The sequence below is a fragment of the Pedobacter sandarakinus genome, from assembly GCF_026240095.1.
GTDB lineage: Bacteria > Bacteroidota > Bacteroidia > Sphingobacteriales > Sphingobacteriaceae > Pedobacter > Pedobacter sandarakinus.
Genome location: NZ_JAPIVG010000003.1, coordinates 458772 through 479897, shown reverse-complemented (window position 1 = coordinate 479897; position 21126 = coordinate 458772). Strand labels below are relative to the sequence as shown.

At 37.8% G+C, this 21126-nt stretch carries 15 protein-coding genes; 6 read left to right on the top strand and 9 right to left on the bottom strand.

From position 1 onward, the window contains the following. The first annotated feature begins 62 nt into the window (after window positions 1-62). Window positions 63-935, top strand: coding sequence for a ChaN family lipoprotein (locus tag OQ268_RS10675; RefSeq protein ID WP_265856112.1), 873 nt, complete (start codon window positions 63-65; stop codon window positions 933-935). 37 nt (window positions 936-972) lie between these two features. Here OQ268_RS10675 and mscL read toward each other — a convergent pair whose 3' ends face one another. Further along, a complete protein-coding gene (mscL, locus tag OQ268_RS10670) occupies window positions 973-1362 on the bottom strand; it encodes a large-conductance mechanosensitive channel protein MscL (RefSeq protein WP_265856111.1) in 390 nt (129 codons plus the stop codon). A 160-nt stretch (window positions 1363-1522) separates the two neighbouring features. Here mscL and rpoN point away from each other — a divergent pair, with 160 nt between their 5' ends. Then, on the top strand, window positions 1523-2995 hold the full coding sequence (gene rpoN / locus OQ268_RS10665; protein WP_265856110.1) for an RNA polymerase factor sigma-54: 1473 nt from the start codon (window positions 1523-1525) through the stop codon (window positions 2993-2995). Between the two features lie 37 nt (window positions 2996-3032). Here the strand turns inward: rpoN and OQ268_RS10660 are convergent, their stop codons facing one another. From OQ268_RS10660 to OQ268_RS10640, 5 genes are all read right to left on the bottom strand, one after another. Further along, on the bottom strand, window positions 3033-4043 hold the full coding sequence (locus OQ268_RS10660) for a PorP/SprF family type IX secretion system membrane protein (protein ID WP_265856109.1): 1011 nt from the start codon (window positions 4041-4043) through the stop codon (window positions 3033-3035). Between the two features lie 3 nt (window positions 4044-4046). Continuing rightward, the gene (locus OQ268_RS10655) at window positions 4047-7535 is read right to left on the bottom strand and encodes a PKD domain-containing protein (protein WP_322973986.1); all 3489 of its coding nucleotides are present in this window, start codon (window positions 7533-7535) and stop codon (window positions 4047-4049) included. 497 nt (window positions 7536-8032) lie between these two features. Beyond that, window positions 8033-8227 carry a hypothetical protein gene (locus OQ268_RS10650; protein WP_265856108.1) on the bottom strand — a complete coding sequence of 65 codons (195 nt, stop codon included), beginning with the start codon at window positions 8225-8227 and terminating at the stop codon, window positions 8033-8035. Window positions 8228-8309: 82 nt separating this feature from the next. Next, the gene (gene tatA, locus OQ268_RS10645) at window positions 8310-8450 is read right to left on the bottom strand and encodes a twin-arginine translocase TatA/TatE family subunit (protein ID WP_154281610.1); all 141 of its coding nucleotides are present in this window, start codon (window positions 8448-8450) and stop codon (window positions 8310-8312) included. Between the two features lie 75 nt (window positions 8451-8525). Continuing rightward, window positions 8526-9380 (bottom strand): HD domain-containing protein, encoded by an 855-nt coding sequence (locus OQ268_RS10640; protein WP_265856107.1) that lies wholly within the window; start codon window positions 9378-9380, stop codon window positions 8526-8528. Window positions 9381-9594: 214 nt separating this feature from the next. On the opposite strand from OQ268_RS10640, the gene OQ268_RS10635 reads away from it, so the two are divergent. Then, window positions 9595-10248, top strand: a complete 654-nt coding sequence (locus OQ268_RS10635; protein ID WP_265856106.1) for a TetR family transcriptional regulator C-terminal domain-containing protein — start codon at window positions 9595-9597, stop codon at window positions 10246-10248. Window positions 10249-10254: 6 nt separating this feature from the next. Beyond that, on the top strand, window positions 10255-11559 hold the full coding sequence (locus OQ268_RS10630) for an ABC1 kinase family protein (protein ID WP_265856105.1): 1305 nt from the start codon (window positions 10255-10257) through the stop codon (window positions 11557-11559). Here OQ268_RS10630 and OQ268_RS10625 read toward each other — a convergent pair whose 3' ends face one another. Beyond that, window positions 11560-11916: a response regulator gene (locus tag OQ268_RS10625; protein WP_265856104.1), complete on the bottom strand. Its 357-nt coding sequence runs from the start codon at window positions 11914-11916 to the stop codon at window positions 11560-11562. 253 nt (window positions 11917-12169) lie between these two features. Here OQ268_RS10625 and OQ268_RS10620 point away from each other — a divergent pair, with 253 nt between their 5' ends. Continuing rightward, window positions 12170-12772 carry a GIN domain-containing protein gene (locus tag OQ268_RS10620; RefSeq protein WP_265856103.1) on the top strand — a complete coding sequence of 201 codons (603 nt, stop codon included), beginning with the start codon at window positions 12170-12172 and terminating at the stop codon, window positions 12770-12772. 143 nt (window positions 12773-12915) lie between these two features. Continuing rightward, window positions 12916-14862 carry an LTA synthase family protein gene (locus OQ268_RS10615; RefSeq protein ID WP_265856102.1) on the top strand — a complete coding sequence of 649 codons (1947 nt, stop codon included), beginning with the start codon at window positions 12916-12918 and terminating at the stop codon, window positions 14860-14862. Between the two features lie 101 nt (window positions 14863-14963). On the opposite strand, the gene OQ268_RS10610 is transcribed toward OQ268_RS10615, so the two are convergent. After that, complete coding sequence (locus OQ268_RS10610) at window positions 14964-17378, bottom strand: GAF domain-containing protein (protein WP_265856101.1); 2415 nt, start codon at window positions 17376-17378, stop codon at window positions 14964-14966. A gap of 139 nt (window positions 17379-17517) precedes the next feature. Then, the gene (locus OQ268_RS10605) at window positions 17518-21123 is read right to left on the bottom strand and encodes a BamA/TamA family outer membrane protein (RefSeq protein WP_265856100.1); all 3606 of its coding nucleotides are present in this window, start codon (window positions 21121-21123) and stop codon (window positions 17518-17520) included. Between the last annotated feature and the right edge of the window lie 3 nt (window positions 21124-21126).

Sequence of the window (21126 nt, the reverse complement as noted above, 5' to 3'; positions counted from 1 at the left end):
TTAGGTTAAACACGGTGAATCCAATCATTTTGTCGGTGAAATATTTTTCTTTATTTTGAGGAATGAAATGTTGTATTATTATTTGCTCATTATTGTTATCTATTGGCCTAAAAGCGCAGGATATAAACAAGCGTTATAAAATTTACGACGTAAGAAAGCAGCAAATGGTTACGATTGATGATATCGTTACCGACATGAAAAATGTTGATGTACTATTTTTCGGAGAAGAACACAATGATGCCGTAGGGCACCAACTGGAATTGGAAATTTTTAAAAAATTGAATGAAAAGTATCCATATAAAGTTGCGGCCAGTATGGAAATGTTCCAAACGGATGTGCAAGGAGTTGTCGATGAGTATTTAGCCGGCGTAATCTCTAAAGCAAATTTAATCAAGGAAGGTCGGGCGTGGTCAAATTACCAGGATTATAGCGATGTGGTAGAATACGCTAAAACCAATAAATTACCTGTTATTGCTGCCAATGGCGCCGGTAGGTATAGCAATGCAGTAACTAAGGGCGGATTAGGGGCATTAAAGGACTTCCCAAAATCATCTCATGCAAATTTGCCGCCTCTCCCTATTGATACCGCTACCGGGCGCTACTATGAAAAGTTTAACAGCCTGCTGGGTGGGCATGGTATGGGTACCATGAAAGTTTACCAGGCACAAAATTTCTGGGATGCGAGTATGGCTTGGTCTATCGCTAAATTTTTAACCGCTCATAAAGGTGTGAAGGTGTTTCAACTTAATGGGCGTTTCCATAGCGATGAAAAACTTGGCACGTTAGCTAAATTGAAACAATATCTGCCAAAAACCAGCATACTTAATATTTCTACTTTTTATGATGAGCAATTTGAAAAACCTGATTGGACGAAATTCATTGCATTGGGCGATTATATAATTATCACCGACCCTAGGGTTAAAAGAAGTTATTAAATAAAAAATCCGCAATAAATTGCGGATTTTTTATTTCTTATGCTCTTGCTTTTAGCAGATCTCTGATTTCTGATAACAGTATTTCTTCTTTGGTTGGTGGTGCAGGTGGCGCAGGAGCCGCAACTTCCTTTTTCTTTAAATTATTGGCACCCTTTATTATAAGGAATAGAACAAATGCAACAATAGCAAAGGATATTACTTGTGATAAAAAATTGCCATATTTAATTGCAGTGCCTGCAATAGTAAGCTTACTCAAATCTTCCAGACCAGCAGCCTTTAATGCTGGACCAAGCACGGCCGGCGTAATGATATCTTCTACCAGTGAACTTACGATTTTACCGAAAGCGGCACCAATAATTACACCCACAGCCAAATCGAGAACATTCCCCTTGACTGCGAAATCCTTAAATTCCTTAATAAAGCCCATAATTTTAAGTTTAGTTTATTTGTTTACGAAAATAACAAACATTAGAGTTAATACAAACGTTTAGCAAATAATTTAAACGGCAAGTAAATTCCATTTAACGGTATTCTAGCGATATCTGAAATGATTTGTTTATTTTTGCTTCAATTCTTGATATCATACTATGCTAAAGCAACATTTACAACAAAAACTACTGCAGAAATTATCTCCTCAGCAGATTCAATTTATAAAGTTGTTGCAAGTGCCTACCGTTGCTTTAGATACCCGCATTAAAGAAGAGCTAGAAGATAATCCCGCTTTGGAAGATCCCAGCTTGATGACTCAAGAAGAACCAAAAGGTGAATATGACGATCTAAACGAAGGACCTGAAGAATTTGAAGGCCCCTCTGAAGATACCAGTATGGATGAGTTTAACGTGGATGATTACCTCCAGGACGACAATACTAACGACTACAGCACAAATTATAATAACGGCGATGATGATGAGGAGAAGAAGGAAACCCCGATTGCGATAGAAAGTACTTTCTTCGAGAGCTTACAAGAGCAGTTGGATCTGGTTCCCCTCTCCGACCAGGATTTCATTGTGGGCAAACAGATTATTGGCAGTTTAGATGACGATGGTTATTTACGCCGTCCGCTAGGATCTATGATTGATGATTTGGCTTTCTCTCAAAATGTAATGGTTGAGGAGGAAGATGTTTTGGAGATGTTAAAATTGATCCAAAGTTTTGATCCTCCAGGCATCGGCGCACGCGATCTAAAGGAATGTCTTCTGATTCAACTGAAAAGAAAAGATCCTAACAACCCTATTATTGTAAAGGCAATGAACGTGGTTGAAAATTTTCTGGATGAATTTACCAGGAAGCATTATGATAAGCTGGAGAAAAGTTTAGGACTCGATAGCGAAGAGCTAAAAGAAGTTGTCAACGAGATTCTCCGCCTGAATCCCAAACCAGGAGATGCCAATCAGGTAACAACCAAACAAATGCAAATTATTCCTGATTTTCACATCAGCAATAATGATGGTGTTCTAATTCTGACATTGAATTCTAAAAATGCCCCGGAATTAAAGGTTAGCCGTTCGTACCAGGAAATGTTCGAACACTATGACAAAGCCTCATCAAAAGACAAAAAACTTAAAGAAGCGGTACAATTTGTTAAGCAAAAACTCGATTCTGCAAAGTGGTTTATAGATGCCATTAAACAAAGGCAACAAACCCTTTTAAAAACCATGAATGCTATTATGCATTATCAGTATGAGTATTTTTTAACAGCCGATGAGCGAAAAATGCGCCCGATGATTTTGAAGGATATTGCTGACAGAATTGACATGGACATCTCTACCGTTTCCAGAGTCGCTAATTCTAAATACGTACAAACCGAATTTGGTACTTTTTTGCTTAAATCATTTTTCTCGGAAGCAATCCAAACAGAGAATGGAGAAGAAGTATCTAACAAAGAAGTAAAGAAAATTCTGGAAGATTGTATTGGGAATGAGGATAAACGCAAACCACTGGCAGATGAGAAATTGACCGAAATTTTGAAAGACAGGGGATACAACATTGCCAGGAGAACCGTAGCTAAATACCGGGAGCAAATGAATATTCCGGTAGCTCGTTTGAGAAAAGAGCTTTAAACGCTTCGCAAATTTTTAACCCCTGTAATTGGCCTTCCTACCACATCTTAATATACGAAGGTACTTTGTAGATGTTATTAAGCAATAAACCCAAAACTATTTCGTGGCTACCATTACTTACCTGATTGAGCGTTGAGGTGGTAAAATCGTAAGAATAGGTTAAGTTAACAACCTTGCCGATATTGAAGCCTGCCATTGCCGAAAAGGAATCGTCTTTGCGGTAGCTTCCACCCAGCCATACCTTATCCTTAAAAGCAACTTTCATATTTAAATCTACCGATACCGGTGATGGTTCTACATACTTAACCATAACAGAAGGTATAGCGGCAATTTCATCATCAATAAAAAACTTATAACCCGCGGTGGCAAAGAAATGAGGAACTTGTTTTCCTTTGTTATAGCTTTCGTCTGCAGAGAAGCTTAATGTTTGAGGAAGGATTTGCTGTGCCGATACACCCGCAAACACACGTGCGCCATAAAGCCAAAGTCCTACACTCAAATCTGGCTTCACCTGGTTTATTAAAGCCCTGCTAAGTGCGGGGTCTGAAGGCGTATCGAACGTTAGTGCATTAACATCTAAAGAGATGCTCGAGATGCCTGCTGCTATACCTGCCGAAAGGTTAAAAGTATTGCTAAGTTGTATGTGGTATGCATAGGTAAGGTTCGCATCCAAACGCTTAATTGGCCCAGTTTTATCAAGCACTGCGGTTACGCCCATGCCATGGTGTGGTGGCGATGAGGTGTAATTTTGCATATAATTCCTATCCATAGGATTACCTGTTTGTTCTGGAAATGCGGTTAAGGCATTACTCCAAAGCTGATTATCGCCAAGCGCCCAGTTTGCAGAAACGAAAGATGTTTGTGGTGCATCCGTTATGCCAGACCATTGTTTACGATACCCTGTTTTAAAATCGATATAATTCTCTATACCCGAAAGTGCTGGATTAAGTAGGTATTGATTAAAAATATACTGCGTATACTGAGGTTTCTGCTGTGAAAATACAGACGTAGAAATTATTATTAACAATATAAGGATGTAATTTTTCAAGAGTTATCTGATTATGGTGAGTGGGCCAGTTACTTTTTTTCTTCCGTTTTTTGGATCGATAATATAATAATAAACGCCCACAGGTAGTGGCTCGTTTTGAAAATTACCGTCGAAAGGATTTTTGTAGCCATTGCTATAAAAAACCCTGTTTCCATTTCGGTTGAAAATTTCTACCGTAGCATTTGGATAAGTGTCTAAATATTTGATGTTCCAAACATCATTAAAATTGTCGCCATTTGGTGTAAAGGTGTTTGGAGGATTAAGCACCTCCAAAACCTTAACCATTACCGTAGAAACCGCCTGACAACCATCAGGATTGGTTGTTACGGTAAGTGTGTATTGGGTGTCTTGGTCTGGGCTTGCTATAGGATTTAAAACTTTATCGCTACTTAAACTTATAGAAGGTGTCCACTGATAGGATAATCCATTTCCTTCAGCAACAGCAGGAATTGTTACTTCCCCACCAGCAAGCATATAAACAACAGTACCTGCATCCACTATGGGTGATTGATTAACCAAAATGGTTTTAGTAATAGAAGCTGTACAACCATTATCTGCATTAAATGTATAGGTAATAGTGTGCGTACCAACGCCTGCTGCTTTTGGGTTAAAGATGCCGCTTTGCCCCATGCCTGCGCCATCACTTGTATATAAATCCGTACCTGGAATACCTGATGTTTCCCTAAACTGATTCAATTGAACGGTACCATCATTCTGGCAAACAGGCAATATTTCATCAGCTACTAAACTTGGTGAAGCTTCTACCGTTACCGTTTTCACGATAAAATCGACACATTTACTGCCAGAATAAGCTACAATTTTTACCTGAAAATCTTTTGTAGCAGGTAGGCCAAATGGTGTGTAAACCAAATCTATTTGATCGGGAATGGGATATTCGAAAGTCTGGAAGTTTTCTGGCTCGTTCAATAAGTCTTTGTAGACTTCAATCTTGACTACTTTACCAAAGTCTACTATAGAGGTATTTTTGATACTCACAGCGGCACTGCTACAAAGGGTATTTCCTGCTATTACCTCGAAATTTGCCTTAGGTACCGAACCATTTACAGTAAAAGTTTTTTGAATGAATGCGACACATCCATTCGCATTGGTAATTGTTAGCTTTACCTGGTAGTTGTCTGCAACGGTATAGGTATGGACACCGTTCACATCAGTAGAAGTGTTTTTACTTAAGTTTGCGCCAGAAAGATACCTATCGCCAAAATCCCATAAGTATGTTAACCCTGCAGTACCTCCAGAAACATCCTTCGCGGTGTTGGTGAAGGTGGCTACTGCATCTGTTAAACAAATATCCGGAAGCGTAAAATTGGCCGTTGGCAATTCGGTTACCACAATATCAAAAGTTTTTTCTTTACTTACACAATCACGGCTGGAAGTGGTTACTAACTTAATGGTATAAGTGCCTGCTTTGCTATAGGTATGTTTGGGGTTTTGCTCATTCGATGCGGGTGTACCATCACCAAATTCCCATCTCCAAGCCTTTATACTGTTTACTGATAAATTGTTGCTTATGGTAGATAGATCTTTTAAGTCAAATTCAGTATTGACACATGTTTCTTTTGGCGCAAAGAAATTCGAAACCGGAAGTGGATAAATTTCTATTTCTTTTTCTACAACTTCTGAATAACAGCCTGTGCCCGCTTTTACAAACAGAGCAACTTTGTAAATTCCTTCCTCTTTAAACTGATGCTTTGGTGCTTCTTCGGCAGAAGTAGTGCCATCTTTAAAGTCCCAAAACCAATCGGTAATAGAAAATTCGCTTGTTTTTGGGTCGCTATTATCGGTGAAAAGAACTTCAGATTCTGCACAACTATTTAATTGAGCTTTAAAATCGGCGACTGGCAATTCAAAAATATTGAACACATAATTGGTAGTCAAATCGCCGGTTGTGCAGTTGGTTGCGCTTGCTGGTACATGTGCAACAACTTCCAAATGATATTCGCCCGTAACAGTATAAGTCTTCTTAACAGGATAGCTATATACGTAAATGGTTTGACCATTATTATTCTTCACTTCCGGAACAGGATTGTTCACAACCTCTGGCACACCGCCGTCTAGCGTCCAGATGATACGATCTGGCTGATATGGCAAGTTTATCTTAAAGTCAAGCGCCTGTCCGATGCAACCGTTAGGGCTTTCTTCATTTCTTACTTCATTTACAACCGTTAAATAATTGTTCGATGACAAATTTGTCCCTGCGGAGTAAGCATAAGACTCAACCGAACCAAATCCATATGCAGTAGCATTAAACCCATCATCTGCTGTCAATGTTAAGCTTTTATCAAACACCTGTATTTGTGCGTAAGAATAGGTGCTATTACCCACGAGGGGCGTCCATGTTACCGACGGAGTGATGTTATTAATCTTAAAAGTACTGGCTTTATTTGTACGGATTAATACGTTAATGTACTTTACAGCAATAGACTCAAGGTCTGAAGAAAAGACCGTAACCGATTTTATACTAAATTCAACCGGATTTAAAATTACCATCTCCGGATCGCCGATGACTGTACCTCCGCTAGCAGATGAGCAAGCTTGCGTTAGAGAAAACTGTGCCACACTGATTAGTTTATCGGCAGTTATAAAAGTAGATAGTGTTATGAAGCCACTTTCGTGATATTCTCCTTTGTTAAGCGTAAATGTAAGACCATTGTATGTAACCTTAGTATTATTTTCCTGGGCAACAATACGAATGATACAACGCCGATCTTTAATGGGTACAACGCCATAGTTTCTTCCCCAGCTCACGGTTGGATAAAGTTGCTGATAAAGTGGGTCTAGCGATGTTAAGCATCCGATACTGATGGTAGACGAACCTGAAAAAGCCGAAAACCTTTTACAGGATGATTTAGCGGGATCGGTCTCGGCATAAACACCAGTTAAGTCTGATGAACCAGACATATATTCGTATACATCACCTGCTCTATCTAACGTGATTGGAATCACGCCACCGTCTTTCTCATGTATTAAGATACTAGTATTATCTTCTACTGCCATTAACACCATGTAATTTTTACCACCTGGTGTCTGCGTATAATTCATGGAATAATACGTCTGACCTAAAGTTTCGAATGGTAGAATTAATGAAGCCGCAGAACGGGCTCGGCCAAAAATATGTGCGTAAGCCGAAACTTTGGGCATACCATCTGTTACTTTGATGTGAATACCTCTATTGCTCAATAATTGGTTTGATTCGGCATCTTCGATATGGGCATTCGCCCGGGGAATATCAAACTGCACTGCAGTATTAGCCGGAATTGCCTTCATTTGCGAATAAGATCCACAGCTAACTGTAACTTCAGTATTAAATTTTGAAGTAACAAAAACGGCAAGCTGTGCCAAGTTATTTTGGCTTGGAACATGGGTCGGAAAAACTGCCCAGAAGTTTGTACCTTCATTAGATACATTCTGTGAATAAGCACGCAAAAAAAAGGAGAAAAAAATGATCGCAGCTATTAAAAAACCCCTTTTCATTATTTTGCGCCTAATTTAAACTGACCGTTCATTTCCCATTAAAATTGGTATGCAATATACTATTAAAAGCACACAACGAAAACTGATTTGCAAAAATTAGCAAATTGTATCAATAGAAATACCGACTTTCGTGTAATATAATGGGTACTTGATGTAAAGAATTACACAAAATAAAATATCTTGATATACATTTGAACGATTGCGAACTTTCGGAAGCTGCCATCGAACCTAAAAAACTTAATGGGCTATTTTTTAGCTTAAAACGGCACATTAATGTGCAACTAATTCACTTTCAGCAACAATCTCGATCTTAAACGCAATGTAGGCTAGACCAGTTTAAGTTGTTGATATAATTGAGATCAATATTTAAAAAACTGATCAGATCGATCTGGAAATTAACGGAGTAAAAACTTAGGATACTTAATATTCTTAGATCACATAGTTAATATGCAAAATATCGGTAAGTGATGTAATCAAATTCCGTCAGCGTATAAAAATCAATCTCCCTTCTCCTCTGAGGTATCTTCACCGTCCAAATGCTCTGAAAAATTTTTAGCTTTTTTATCTGCTAACGGATCATTCTGATCTTTCTCTTCCAAATTTTCATCCAGGCGATTATTCCAGTTATCCATTCCATCTACTGATTTTTCCTGATCTAATTTGCGGTTGTTGTTTTCCTGGGGCTGTGGCATAACGTTATCTTTATAGAATAACAAAACCCGCTATAAAAAGTTTAGGGCATGCCTACCATCAGGATCATTGAACAGTTTGAACTTATTTCTTTACAGGCTCATCCTTAGCCTCTTTAAATTCTTTTACACTTCGTCCTATTCCACGCATTAATTCTGGCAGCTTTTTCCCTCCAAAAATTAATAATATAACAACTCCTATTAAAATAATTTCTATTGCAGACATCTCTATATTTATTTTAAACAATATACATCAATAAATACAATTAAGTTTAGTAAAGATGAATAAGTTGTGTTTTATTTAAACAACCAATGCTTTAAGCGACCGAGTTTTGATCTTTGGAACAACCCCAAAACGCATGTAATTTGCAAAACCTTTAAGCTGTTTTATAGACTTAATTGCCTCATAACCTGCATATGTGGTTCTGATTTTGTTCAACAATAAAGTATCTGTTTTTAACATATCGCTTTCTTCCAGTAAACCTTTTGCCAAAAAATTCCTAATAAGTTCAGCCATTTGTCCGTTAGCATATAAATGTAACGGAAGTTTGAAGACTTCTTTATTTAATTTCTGGAATACCATATTAATCCAGTCGGCATCTGCTGTGCTATTTACCGCGATTATGCCGTTGTTTAGCACAACCGAATTTAAAAATTCCCGGGCTTTTTGCCGCGTAATAATCCCAGCATGTATACCGTCTCTCAGTGTATAATCTAATCTATCTGCACATAAAGACGGGATTGGCTGTTCTAAGATTTTGAAATTGCCATAAAGGATTTGATTGACATCGTAACCGTATCGGAGCAAAACATTTGGAATTTCTGAATTGTAGATTACCTCGGCAAAAATTTTCTCGTGATAATCTTCACCATCGTAATCAAACACATAATCGCCTACATGAGAAAAAGCCGTATGTGAGATATCATGCACTAATCCAGCAATCTGTTCTAGTTCCGAACCACCAAGTTTTTTGATTAGCATCGTTACGCCAATTGCATGCTCTAGTCTTGAATGGCAAAGATCGGGGTTTACAAGATAGATAGCGCCACTCTGATGAATGCCAGCTAAACGTTTCAATGCATCAGTCTCCAAAAGTTCTTCGAAAACTTTAGGGAATACCATATTACCATATAAAAAATCGTTTAGCTGAATCATAAGTGACGGGATTAATGAATCACAATAATACTAATTTTTTTAGTTTTAGCTATTAAAATAGTTGAATATCTTCATTGCAATAACTAAATATTTTAGGCAATAAAGTAACTTTCAAATATTATGAAAGCATTTATTACAAAATTGTGATTAAGAATTAAATGATTATAGAACAATGAAATCAATTATACGTTACTATTGTAAAAAGTAATTATATATGGCCACTGCTCAACAAATTAGAAAAGCTTATATCGATTATGTTTTAACACACGATGAAAGACCAAAGTCGGTATATAGCTTTGTGAAAAAACTTAAAATTACCGAAGCTGATTTCTATCAGTTTTTCTCATCATTCGAGCGTATCGAAAAAACCATCTGGTTTGAACTTACCTTCGAAACGATTTCCAGAATTAAAGATCAGGAGGTTTGGCTTCAATATTCATCGAGAGAAAAAATGCTTTCGTTTTTCTACAGCTACTTAGAGCATTTGAAGAGCGAGCGCAGTTTCGTTATTTATAGCTTGAAGAAAGAACAAGGAAAATTTTCTATGCCCAGTGTCCTTTCTGGCGTAAAGCCAATATTCGAAAACTTTTCACAAGAAATAATTGATGAAGGTTTAGAGAATGGAGAATTGGCTGATAGGAAATTTCTTACCAAACGGTATAAAGATGCACTTTGGATTCAGTTTGCATTCATCTTAAATTTTTGGGTGAATGATGAGAGTGAAGCGTTTGAAAAAAGTGATGAAGCCATTGAAAAAGGCATTAATGTAACCTTTGATCTTTTTCAGCACTCTCCATTAGACAATTTAATTGATTACGGGAAGTTTTTATCAAGAAACGGAAAGTTTAAAGAAAAGATGGGATTTTAATCATCTATGAAAGCACAAGAAAGTATTCCAACTACAAAAGTTGAGCGCTCTGCAAAATTTGTTAAAACAGGTTTTCAAATTGGCGGCAACTATATTAAACACTATTCAAAAAAGTTGTTCAACCCTGAAATGGATCGGGCACAACTTAATGAAGATAATGCTACAGATATTTACAAATCGCTAAGCGAACTTAAGGGTAGTGCCTTAAAAATTGCTCAGATGCTTAGCATGGATAAAAATATTTTGCCAAAATCTTATGTAGATAAATTTAGTCAATCGCAATATAATGCGCCACCGCTTTCGGGTCCACTTATTGTAAGAACGTTTACCAAGAATTTTGGCAAAACGCCAGAACAGATTTTTGATACTTTTAATTTAACATCCAGCAACGCCGCATCTATCGGACAGGTTCACCAGGCAACTTTAGATGGAAAAAAATTGGCTATTAAAATTCAATACCCTGGTGTTGGCGATAGTATTTCTTCTGATCTAAAGTTAGTAAAGCCTTTTGCATTTCGGTTACTGGGGATGAGTGAGCGAGAATTAAATATTTACATTAAGGAAGTTGAAGAACGTTTACTGGAAGAAACCGATTATGAACTTGAAGTAAAAAGATCTATCCAGTTTTCTGAGGATTGCAAAAACCTAGACCATGTTGTTTTCCCGAAATACTACCCGGAATTGTCTGGCAAGCGGATTATAACAATGGACTGGCTGGAGGGGCTACACCTGAAAGAATTTTTAAAGACTAATCCATCCCAGGAACTCCGTAATAAAATTGGTCAGGCACTTTGGGATTTCTACAATTTCCAACAGCACGAGCTAAGGGCTGTACATGCTGACCCACATCCTGGCAATTTTATGGTTACCCCTAATGAGGATTTGGGCGTTATCGATTTTGGTTGTATTAAAGAGATGCCGAATGATTTTTACTATCCATTCTTCTCGTTAATTTCTACCGACGTGGTAAATGATAAAACCAAAACCATAGATGCTTTTAGAAAGCTCGATATGATTCATGCAGATGATACCGAAGAACAGATTGAGTTTTATTATAAGGCATATAAAGAAATGATTAGCCTTTTTGCCAAACCATATACCAGTAAAGTTTTCGATTTTTCCAAGCCAGAATTTTTCGAGCAATTATATGCTTATGGTGAGAAAATTTCGAAAATGCCTGAATTTAAACAAGCCAGGGGTGTAAAACATTTTATTTATGTAAACCGCACAAATTTTGGCTTGTATCAAATTTTGCACGAACTAAAGGCTACCGTAAATACAGATACTTACGAACCTACTTTAAACAGGTAGTTAGGCATTCTTCTTAACTACCTCTACCATGTGGTCGATATCGAATGGTTTTTCGATATAATCATCGGCTTTGCAATCTTTAGCCTGCTCTGGCAGTTTATTAGATGTAGAGGTTAATACCGCGGCAACATCTTCAGTTTCCGGATCGGATTTTAATTCTTTTATAACTTCAGAACCCTTTTTCGATCCTTTAATGTGATCATCAACAATCACTACGTCGGGATCAATTTCATCGATTTTTTCGATAGGCTCGGTTGTTAGTGACGCAGTAACGTCAAATCCTTCATCCTCTAATACTTGATCCATTATATCTAGGATATCCTTATTATCCTGAACAAGTACGACCTTTTTCTTCATAAAATATTTCGAAATAAGTTTTAAATATAATAAAAAGAACAATTTTAATATCTAAGCTTGATTTATTTTACACAACGCTTAAAAAGTTTCATCTGTTTGTCTTGGTCTTTCCGCTGTTTGTCGAGTAAGATATCAAGATGGTATAAAAGCGGGTAACTCGCTGCAACGTTTTCTGCATGCCGTCGTCTTACTTAAAAAACAAAATCAATTAAACTGATTGTCAATTAGTTTGATAATTAAAACCGAAAACATTATGAAAACCTCAATCAAAACCCTAATCGCAACATCTCTTACTGCAATTGTATTGGCCACCTCATCGCTGTGTTCTTCTGCTTCTACGCTGCAACCTGAACCGGTTAAAACATCTGCGGTGAACAACTTTAGAAGAATCACCATCAAAGGAAATATAGAAGTAACTCTGATTCAGCGATCGACACCGGGGGTTACCTACGCGGAAGACAATTTTGGAACAGCGAGAATTATGCAAGATGGCGATTTACTCAAAATTACCTCATTAGATAATGAAATAACTAAGGTTGTGATTTACGTGAATGATATCTACAGAATTGAAGCATCAGATAATGCTGTGGTTAATACAGCGGGAAGATTGAACGCTAAATACCTACAGCTATTTTTAAAAGGTAATGCACACGCTGCTATAAATTGCAGTACTGAAGGCCTGTATACTGTAATTAAAGATCACGCCGATCTGAAACTTAGCGGTTCTACAGATAGCCATACCTTAATTATGAGCTCGACACCCAAGTTAACTATTGAGCGGTTTGCTGCGTTAAAGACTAACATCAGTTCCATAGAAACTTTAGCGCTCGAGGAGGAAATCGCAGCCAGAAAATAGGAAAAGCTTGCGCATACAAATGAAACTAAGCTTCTCAAATTCATGAGGAGCTTTTTTTATTGGTTTTATTTTTACGCGGTAGCGCACAAGTTCAGCATTTCTTCAGATTTGAATCATACATTTGCTACAATAAATCTAATCAAATGCGCAATGTTTTTTATAGCAGGTATGCTATTCTTTTCAGCTTTATTGTCTATTTCTTAATCGCTTCTTTTTTAGTAAGGTCGGCACTTTTTGCTTTGTCATTGCAACATGCCAGTTTTAGCATGATAGAGATCTTCAGATTTTATGGCATTGGATTTTTGTTTGATCTCGGTACAGCTTTGCTGTTAACTTCTATATATGCCGTATATTTATTATTGTTACCTGCAAAAGCAAATCGAAGTAAATGGAATAACGGAATAACCAAAGCACTGTTTTTTTTCTTCGTTTTAATTACCCTGTTTTCATTTTTTGCTGAAATTACATTTTGGCAGGAATTTGAGAGTAGATTCAATTTTATCGCTGTTGATTATTTAATCTATACTTATGAGGTAATCCACAATATCAATGAATCTTATCCGCTGCCAATTTTAATTGCAGTAATGCTATTAATTGCATTTGGCGTTAGTTTCGTGTTCATCAAATTACAATATTTTCGAAACAGTTTTCATGCTAATACAAGTTTTAAAAATCGGCTAACAACTTCACTATCGATCGTCGTTATTGCTTTATGTTTTGTGGCATTTATCAAAAATAATTTAGCAGAACAAGGAAATAACCGTTATGCAAATGAGCTTGGCAAGGCTGGCATTTATTCCTTTTTTGCTGCTTTTAAAAATAATGAGCTTAATTACCATGAGTTTTACAAACTTATTGATAATGATGATGCCTTTACAATTGTAAAAAGACAGCTAAATGAACCTGGAACAATGTTTAAAACTGGTTCTACCATTTTGCGAGATATTAAAAGTACAGAAATCCCTTACAAGCCCAACGTAATTATGGTTACGGTAGAAAGTTTAAGTGCCGACTTTTTAGCTCACTATGGAAACAAACAACAAATTACCCCACAATTAGATTCGCTTGCAGAGGAAGGTATTTTTTTTAGTAATATGTATGCCACGGGAACGAGAACCGTACGCGGCATGGAGGCACTTACACTTGCCGTTCCGCCTACGCCAGGCAGCAGCATTGTGCGCCGAATGGATAATGAAGGGCTATTTACTGTTGGCCATGTATTCTTAGACAAAGGATATACCAATACCTTTTTTTATGGTGGGGATGGGTATTTTGATAACATGAATCATTTTTTCGGGAACAACAGCTATAACATTGTAGATCGAGGGAGGAAACTGTTAAACGAAACGTATACCGGCACAAGAACATTGATAGCCGACCAAAATGTGACTTTCGAAAACGCCTGGGGCATTTGCGATGAAGATATTTTCAACGTAGTTATCAAAGATGCCGATGAGAAGTATAAAAACAAGCAATTGTTTAACGATTTCATCATGACTACCTCAAATCACAGGCCTTATACTTTCCCTGGAAATAAAATAGATTTACCACCCGGGTCTAGGGAAGCTGCTGTAAAATATACTGACTACGCCATTGGTAAGTTCATCGAGAAGATAAAAAACAAGCCCTGGTTTGAAAACACGGTTGTAATAATTGTTGCAGATCATTGCGCCAGCAGTGCGGGCAAAAATGAAATCGACATAGCGAAATACCAAATTCCATGCATGATTTTGAATTTGAGAGATAAGCCTGTAATGGAAATTTCGAAGATGACATCGCAGGTAGATTTGTTTCCAACGCTCTGGCACCTATTGGGATGGAATTACGAAAGTGAATTCTACGGTAAAAATGTTTTAGATAATAGCTATCAACCTCGTGTATTCTTAGGAACGTATCAGAAGTTAGGCTATTTGAAAGGTGATAGTTTGGTAATGCTTAGTCCGCAGCGGAAAGTAGAAACTTACCTATACAATAAGGCCAAAAATGAGCAGAAGCCTGCAAAATTCCCAAAATCTACTACAGATGAGGCAATCGCAAACTATCAAACTGCATTTGATTTGTTTAAGGATGGTAAGTTGAAAATAAAATAGGTGTTTTCGCTGAATCAAGCTATTTGTGCGCCGATATGGAATAGGAAAATCTTTTTAATGGAAGAAAAAAAAGCGATGGAGCCTATACCCCATCGCCTTAGTTAATTTTGTAGCATTTTAGCAATTTCTTTCTCGATTGACTGCAGTTCACCAGGTTTTAGTTTTTTATCAGCATCAATTTTATTTTCGAGATAACGAACGCCTACTCGAAGCGCTTTCAATCCTGAAACACCTTGCAATTCATCCAGTTCAAGTTGCTCCAGGTCATCATTCAACAAGCCTTGTACTTGCAAGTATTTGATGTACTCCATGTACTCTTTCGCCTCTTCGGGATTGAAGTACACCATCGAAATTTTATTTGGCTGCGTCAAACGCTCCTCAGTTCCTTTAATTAAAACCTTATCTATACGTTTCTTAACAACTTCATAGCGGATGTTATAGGCACCTTCTACGTCGAAACGGCGTTCATCATTTCTAAAACTAATGTCTATGGCATTAGAATGGATAAATATTAGCTGTGTGGTTTCCAGTGGCCTTGGCATCTCGCCAATTAAACTTTGCGATAAGCGGGCAATTTCGACCATTGATGTAAGCTGCCATAACCTGATGTTCTTGAGGTACAGCAAATCAAATGGCTTGTCTGGTGCTATCTCTTGTCCGATGTAGATATCATACTCTACTCCATCTGTTCTAAATTTCGCAAAATAGCATGGATACGAAGCCTGTAAGTTAAGCTGTGCTTTTTCCAAATACTGGCTCACTTCTGTGTTAATTAACTGCATGGACACTTCCAGCTGGCGACGATTGGCATAAGCCGCACCCGTTTCTGGAACAACTACCTCGAAATACTGATCTACAATAGGTGCAGTTTCTGGATAGTTACCTTTAATAATCGATAAAAATGGGTATACCTCGACCTCTAAAAATTCTTTTAACTGGTTTTCTTCGTTTGATGAAGCAAAGCTGCCAATTCTCTTAATCCAATCTTTGCAATTGAACAATAATTTACTTGTCAATTCTAAATTAACCGATTTTCGAATTGCTTTCAAAGCATCAATCAGACTTTTCAACATCACATTCAAATCGTCTTTAAGAGCCCTATTCCGTTCTGTTGTAGAATTACGAATATCAATGGCCCCGAACAACGGGTACATGTGTTTGAAGGTGACTGTTTCAATGTCTTTGAGCTTATTTTTGCTGGTGCTTTTTTGCAGAAAACGCCAAACAGCTTCATTAAATTTCCATTGAACCGATGGCTGCAGCGCTGTAAATTTGTCCATCAGCACTTCATCCATTTTCGCATCAAATTCTTCTATGCTGTATTGGAAAAGCTGTCCTATTAAAGGCATTGCGGGGCGCAACCTCGATAATACCTTATCATCAACAACTACTTCCTTGCTGGAATAAACCTCTAAAACACCAGCCAATTGCATGTTGTAGTAAATAGGCAAAACCGAATAAGAACAAACGCCTGCGGCTTTCAAAACCCGCAAAAAGGGATCTTTACTTATTTGATCATCATTGATCGAACTCACAAAAATTGCCCTGGGATTCTCTTTATACTTATCGACCAAAGAATAAAAGACCTCTTCTTCGAGGTTAGATTCCTTTGCCGAGTTGATGAGCATGCTCTGTGAAAACTCCTTATTATCGAAAACCAACTTGTTATTAACGGTAAGAAAAGGCATTAAACCAAATTCTAAGTTTCCATTTCCACTTAAGCTTTTTAGTGCCTGAATGACGTGGGCATAAGCCTCTGTTTGGTAATTATGGTTAACGAGTGCATCCCTTATACCATCAATAGCATGGTGTAAAGTTACATCAGTAATGGAGATGATGCTGAAACCTTCGAACTGGAAATTGTTTAAAGGCAAATTTTCAATGAGGTATTCCAGTTCATTATCGTCCTGAAAGTACTGACCAAGCTCTTCAAAATTAAGTTCAGGCAAATCTCCCTTATGCTTAATCTCGACAAATTTAGTATCGGTTTGGATGTTGTAATATTGAATGAGTTTAGTTTGCTCATCAACATGTCCATATATAATTTCATTTCTTAAAACAGACTTAAAATTATAAAACCGATCGAGAATGATGTTATAAATAAATTTAAGCTGTTTTTTCTCTACAGGCTCTGCATCTTTCGTTACTTTATTTTTAGGATCGTGATCTTTAAAAAATTTATAGAAGGCATTGGTACTAAAAAAGATCTGATCTGGGATAGGCGTACTTAAAGCCCAATAAAGATCATCCTCATCACCCATTAAAGGCGTTAAGATGGTAAAAATAAGCTCTAATGTATCTTTATACTTCGATAGCTCTTCAGCACTGATGCTATTCAAAAGAGCATCGTCTTTTTCGATTTTCTGCAATAAAAACCTGTAAAATTCAGACTTGACAGATTTTTCGGTTTTTAACCTATCTTTTAAATAGGCAACAAGTGGACTAAAAGATAAGAAAGATTCTACCTGGCAACCTATACATTCGTTTTTATGTATTTGTATTACGTTGGTATTCATTTGTATACGTTTTCTATAGGATAAAATTTAATGGTTAATATTTTAACACTTAATGATCAGGCAAAGATACTAACTCATTAAACCAACAATGGTCTGCTTAAGGTAAATCTTAAGCAGCCATCTTATATACTGTACAAATTTAGTACCTAAAATTTAGTGAGAGGTACGGATACCAGCCATCTGATGAATGTCCCATTACAAATCGAACAACTGTAAGTGATGCCGGCGCAAAATACACACCTCCACCAACGCCATGGTGCCAGGTTTGTGAAGCTTCGTCTCTTTTCCAAACCCGCCCAACATCGTAAAATCCAAGTAAACCCACTTGCCCCGGCAGTACATAGCTTACCAGGTCGCCAAGCCTTGCCCTAAGTTCTAGGTTATTGTAAAACATATGCTCGCCTGCAAATCTAAACTGGCGATAGCCCTGCAAATTCCCTTGTCCGCCAAGGTATAACGCCTGGTAAAATGCCGGTTTACCAATGGTTACACCACCTCCAAAACGATCGGCAAGGACAAAGTTTTTGCGTCCATCTAAATTTTTATAAAGCGATACGCTTCCGGTAAACTGGGCAATATCATTAGCATATTTATTTAAACCTTTGTATGCAAGCACTTTAAAATCGACGTAGCTACCTAACGTTGGTAATAAATCATTATCACGTGTATTGTTGGTAAAATTGATAATTCCACCGGCAAACATCTTTTCGTTATCTATTGTCAAACTATCAGATGAATGCAACAGGTCTGTTCTTCTAATAAATCTTCCATCATTATCATCGGCATCTAACTTATAGTATTGAAAAGACGGACCAAATGAGAAAGTCGATTTTGGTTTACGCCACCTGATGGCAGCATCTACCTGGTAAATGTTAAAGCGGGTTCTGTAATAGCGAATTTCATCACCACGTTCACTAAAACGGGTATCGTTTCCTAAACCGAAGAAATTTTGGGTATTGTTGGGTGCATAGGCATCGGCCTTTACCAAAATGTCTCCTTTACCCAACGCTTTTAACCACTCGCCCCTGTAGGCAAACCTAAATGCGCTTGTAGAAAATGAGTGTAGAAAAGAAACCGTTTGCGAATTGCCCCATGGCTGCTTCCGAAAACCAGGATTGGTCTGCTTATAAACCAAGCCCAATAAAATCCCATCATCTCGGTTATACCCCGCATTTAGATTATACGAACGCCTAACATACATATCTTTAGGGATGTAGCTAAAATTTGCAGTATCGTTAGAGATTACCTTATTAATTTTCGACTGATCTTCACCCTCGTAAGTAGCTTTATTGGTTCTGCCATACAGTTTTACCCAACCATTACTATTTGCAAAATCGTAGACTTTATCGCCTTTGCCACCAATAATGCGGATTTTTATTTTCGAGTTTTTATTATCGAGCATCAAACTATCATCGCCATTATGCATGTAAACGCGAAGTTCTTTCGTAGTATTTGGGTCGAATTTGCGGTCGAACAACTCCTGTTTGATGTTTCCTTCCTTCGATATTTTATTAATTTTAACCCGCAAGCCATCATTTTCGCTGTCTGATATCTTTATAAGCTCATTTTTGTTGGTGAGTTCGATATCTACAATCCGGTTAAAGAAGTGGTAGTAATCGTTCATCATTTTTGGTAAACTGGCGATACGCTCTTTAAGTGTTGCCATAAATGCATCGTGATGCAATGAATAGCTAGGTTCTGGCAGCTTTCTTAAAGCTTTCTCAAAAACCATTTCGTTATAGTTGGCGCAAAAATCTTTAACAATTTTATCAAACTCTTCCTCGGTGATATTGGCTGTCCAGCGGCTACTGATCTCCCTTCCCTCCCATAAGAACCAATTGATGTTTTGAATGGGTCTTTCGTACCCCTGCATCATAGGCAATAAACTTGAGGATTGTGAAAAGCGCTGTAAATAACCATCGGATCTGAAAAATACCTGATCCCGGTCTCGTGGAACTGGCGCATAATTAGAACCATCTTTAGTTTTGGTTTCTTTCCAACGCCACTGGTCTTCATGCCTATCCCAATCGCCCAGCAACACGTCTAAAGCCCGTGCTCGTACCCAAGCCGGGCCATCCAACTTATTGTCGTTATCATCTGTTAATTTCTTATCCATTTTCGGCGAACTGTCCGATTCGCCGACAGGCTCTCGTTCTTCAAACAAACACAAGGTATTTGCAAATGCAGATTCATACTCTCCTAATCCATCATCTGGAGATACCCAGCCAATGATGGGATTGGTATGTGGAATTTTGGCAGCCTTTGCCAGTTCGGGTACAACCAAAGCCGAAAAAGGATGTTGGGCCGACATGTTATCTTTGATGATATCTTTAGCAAAGGTATTGCGCAAACCTTCGGGCAGCAAAACCTCTGGAAATTTCTCCACGCTACGCAAAACATATTCTTTCCCGTCTTTGTCTTCGAGCCTTAACGAACGTGATTGATTGCCGCCACCGCGTTGAGTAGCTTTTAAGCCGCCCATCATCTGAGAAATTCTGAGTACAGGAACTTTGGTTTTCGCTGCATATTCTTTCCGGTAATTTTCGCCAAATACAAACCGATGGAACCGTCCAACGCTATCGTATTCTGGTTTTACTTGTACATAGATACTGTCAGCAGCAATTGGCTTATCGCGGTTCCTAATCTTGGCAGGCAATACTTCAAATTTCTTGGTATAGCTATAAACGCGTTTCACAGAGGTATCAGAATAGATGTAAAACTCGTAGCGCATATCATTATTTTTCAACTGGTCTGCTACTACATAACCCTGTTGCATTTCGTGGAAAAGTGAATTTCTACCTTCTTTATTTGGCGATACCTTCGACCCAGAACCGCTCACAATCTGGAGTTGCTTACTCTTAATAAGTTGCAATCCATGCTCGTGCCCCGCCACATAAGTTACATTCGGATAATCTCCGAATACACCATTTACCGATCTGATTAAATCTTTATAAGCAGGATGGTTAATATCTTCAGGGCTTAGTAAAGTTGACCTTAACAAGGGATAAATAGAGCCTAAAACTGGGAGTGGAATAAAAAGATTTTTATTGAGTGAAGTAAGTGGGAACAGGTGGTTTCGCAAATTAAAATATCCACCGTGGGGCCCATAACTTTGGAATGGGTGATGCGAAGCCAAAAGAATTACCTTGTCTTTATTTTGTTCCAGAAGTTGTTCCATTCGTACCAGTACCTCATCTTTGGTTCTGCACTCACACTCACCTGCCGGGTTACTTTTATTATACGGAAACAACCACCATTCGCTATCATAAGCAATGATTGTTAACTTATCGGTTAATTTAATCGCGACTGGATCTGGGCAGCCGTTATCAGGGATTAATTTAAGAAGTGGATCGCCTTGCGCTTTTAAATAATCGTCTTGTGCTTTAATTTTCGCCAAGCCGTTAGGACCAGATTTATCCCAGTCGTGGTTACCCGGGATGAAATAAACTGCAGCCCCCATTTGTCTCATCGGTTCGAACTGCGATTTCAGAATCTTACGGGTATCCTCTTCCTCTAAACTTCCGGGTAATCCCATCCCGGTAGGATAAATGTTATCTCCCAAATAAATAACCGTAGTCTTTTTCGGAATTACCTGTTTAGCGGCATTTTTTAGATCCTGCATCTGTGCCGGATTCATTTCTCCAGCATCGCCAAAGAGAATTACACGATACTTAACATCATCCTGCCCAAAGGCAGCAACTTTTATCAATATCAAGAATACCAGAAGCGTAAATCTTTGGATCATATA

Bases quoted from the DNA above. Each gene is read 5' to 3' on its own strand.
- OQ268_RS10675 (WP_265856112.1), top strand. From the start codon at position 63: ATGAAATGTTGTATTATTATTTGCTCATTATTGTTATCTATTGGCCTA.
- mscL (WP_265856111.1), bottom strand. From the start codon at position 1,362: ATGGGCTTTATTAAGGAATTTAAGGATTTCGCAGTCAAGGGGAATGTT.
- rpoN (WP_265856110.1), top strand. From the start codon at position 1,523: ATGCTAAAGCAACATTTACAACAAAAACTACTGCAGAAATTATCTCCT.
- OQ268_RS10655 (WP_322973986.1), bottom strand. From the start codon at position 7,535: ATGAAAAGGGGTTTTTTAATAGCTGCGATCATTTTTTTCTCCTTTTTT.
- OQ268_RS10650 (WP_265856108.1), bottom strand. From the start codon at position 8,227: ATGCCACAGCCCCAGGAAAACAACAACCGCAAATTAGATCAGGAAAAA.
- tatA (WP_154281610.1), bottom strand. From the start codon at position 8,450: ATGTCTGCAATAGAAATTATTTTAATAGGAGTTGTTATATTATTAATT.
- OQ268_RS10640 (WP_265856107.1), bottom strand. From the start codon at position 9,380: ATGATTCAGCTAAACGATTTTTTATATGGTAATATGGTATTCCCTAAA.
- OQ268_RS10635 (WP_265856106.1), top strand. From the start codon at position 9,595: ATGGCCACTGCTCAACAAATTAGAAAAGCTTATATCGATTATGTTTTA.
- OQ268_RS10630 (WP_265856105.1), top strand. From the start codon at position 10,255: ATGAAAGCACAAGAAAGTATTCCAACTACAAAAGTTGAGCGCTCTGCA.
- OQ268_RS10625 (WP_265856104.1), bottom strand. From the start codon at position 11,916: ATGAAGAAAAAGGTCGTACTTGTTCAGGATAATAAGGATATCCTAGAT.
- OQ268_RS10620 (WP_265856103.1), top strand. From the start codon at position 12,170: ATGAAAACCTCAATCAAAACCCTAATCGCAACATCTCTTACTGCAATT.
- OQ268_RS10615 (WP_265856102.1), top strand. From the start codon at position 12,916: ATGCGCAATGTTTTTTATAGCAGGTATGCTATTCTTTTCAGCTTTATT.
- OQ268_RS10610 (WP_265856101.1), bottom strand. From the start codon at position 17,378: ATGAATACCAACGTAATACAAATACATAAAAACGAATGTATAGGTTGC.
- OQ268_RS10605 (WP_265856100.1), bottom strand. From the start codon at position 21,123: ATGATCCAAAGATTTACGCTTCTGGTATTCTTGATATTGATAAAAGTT.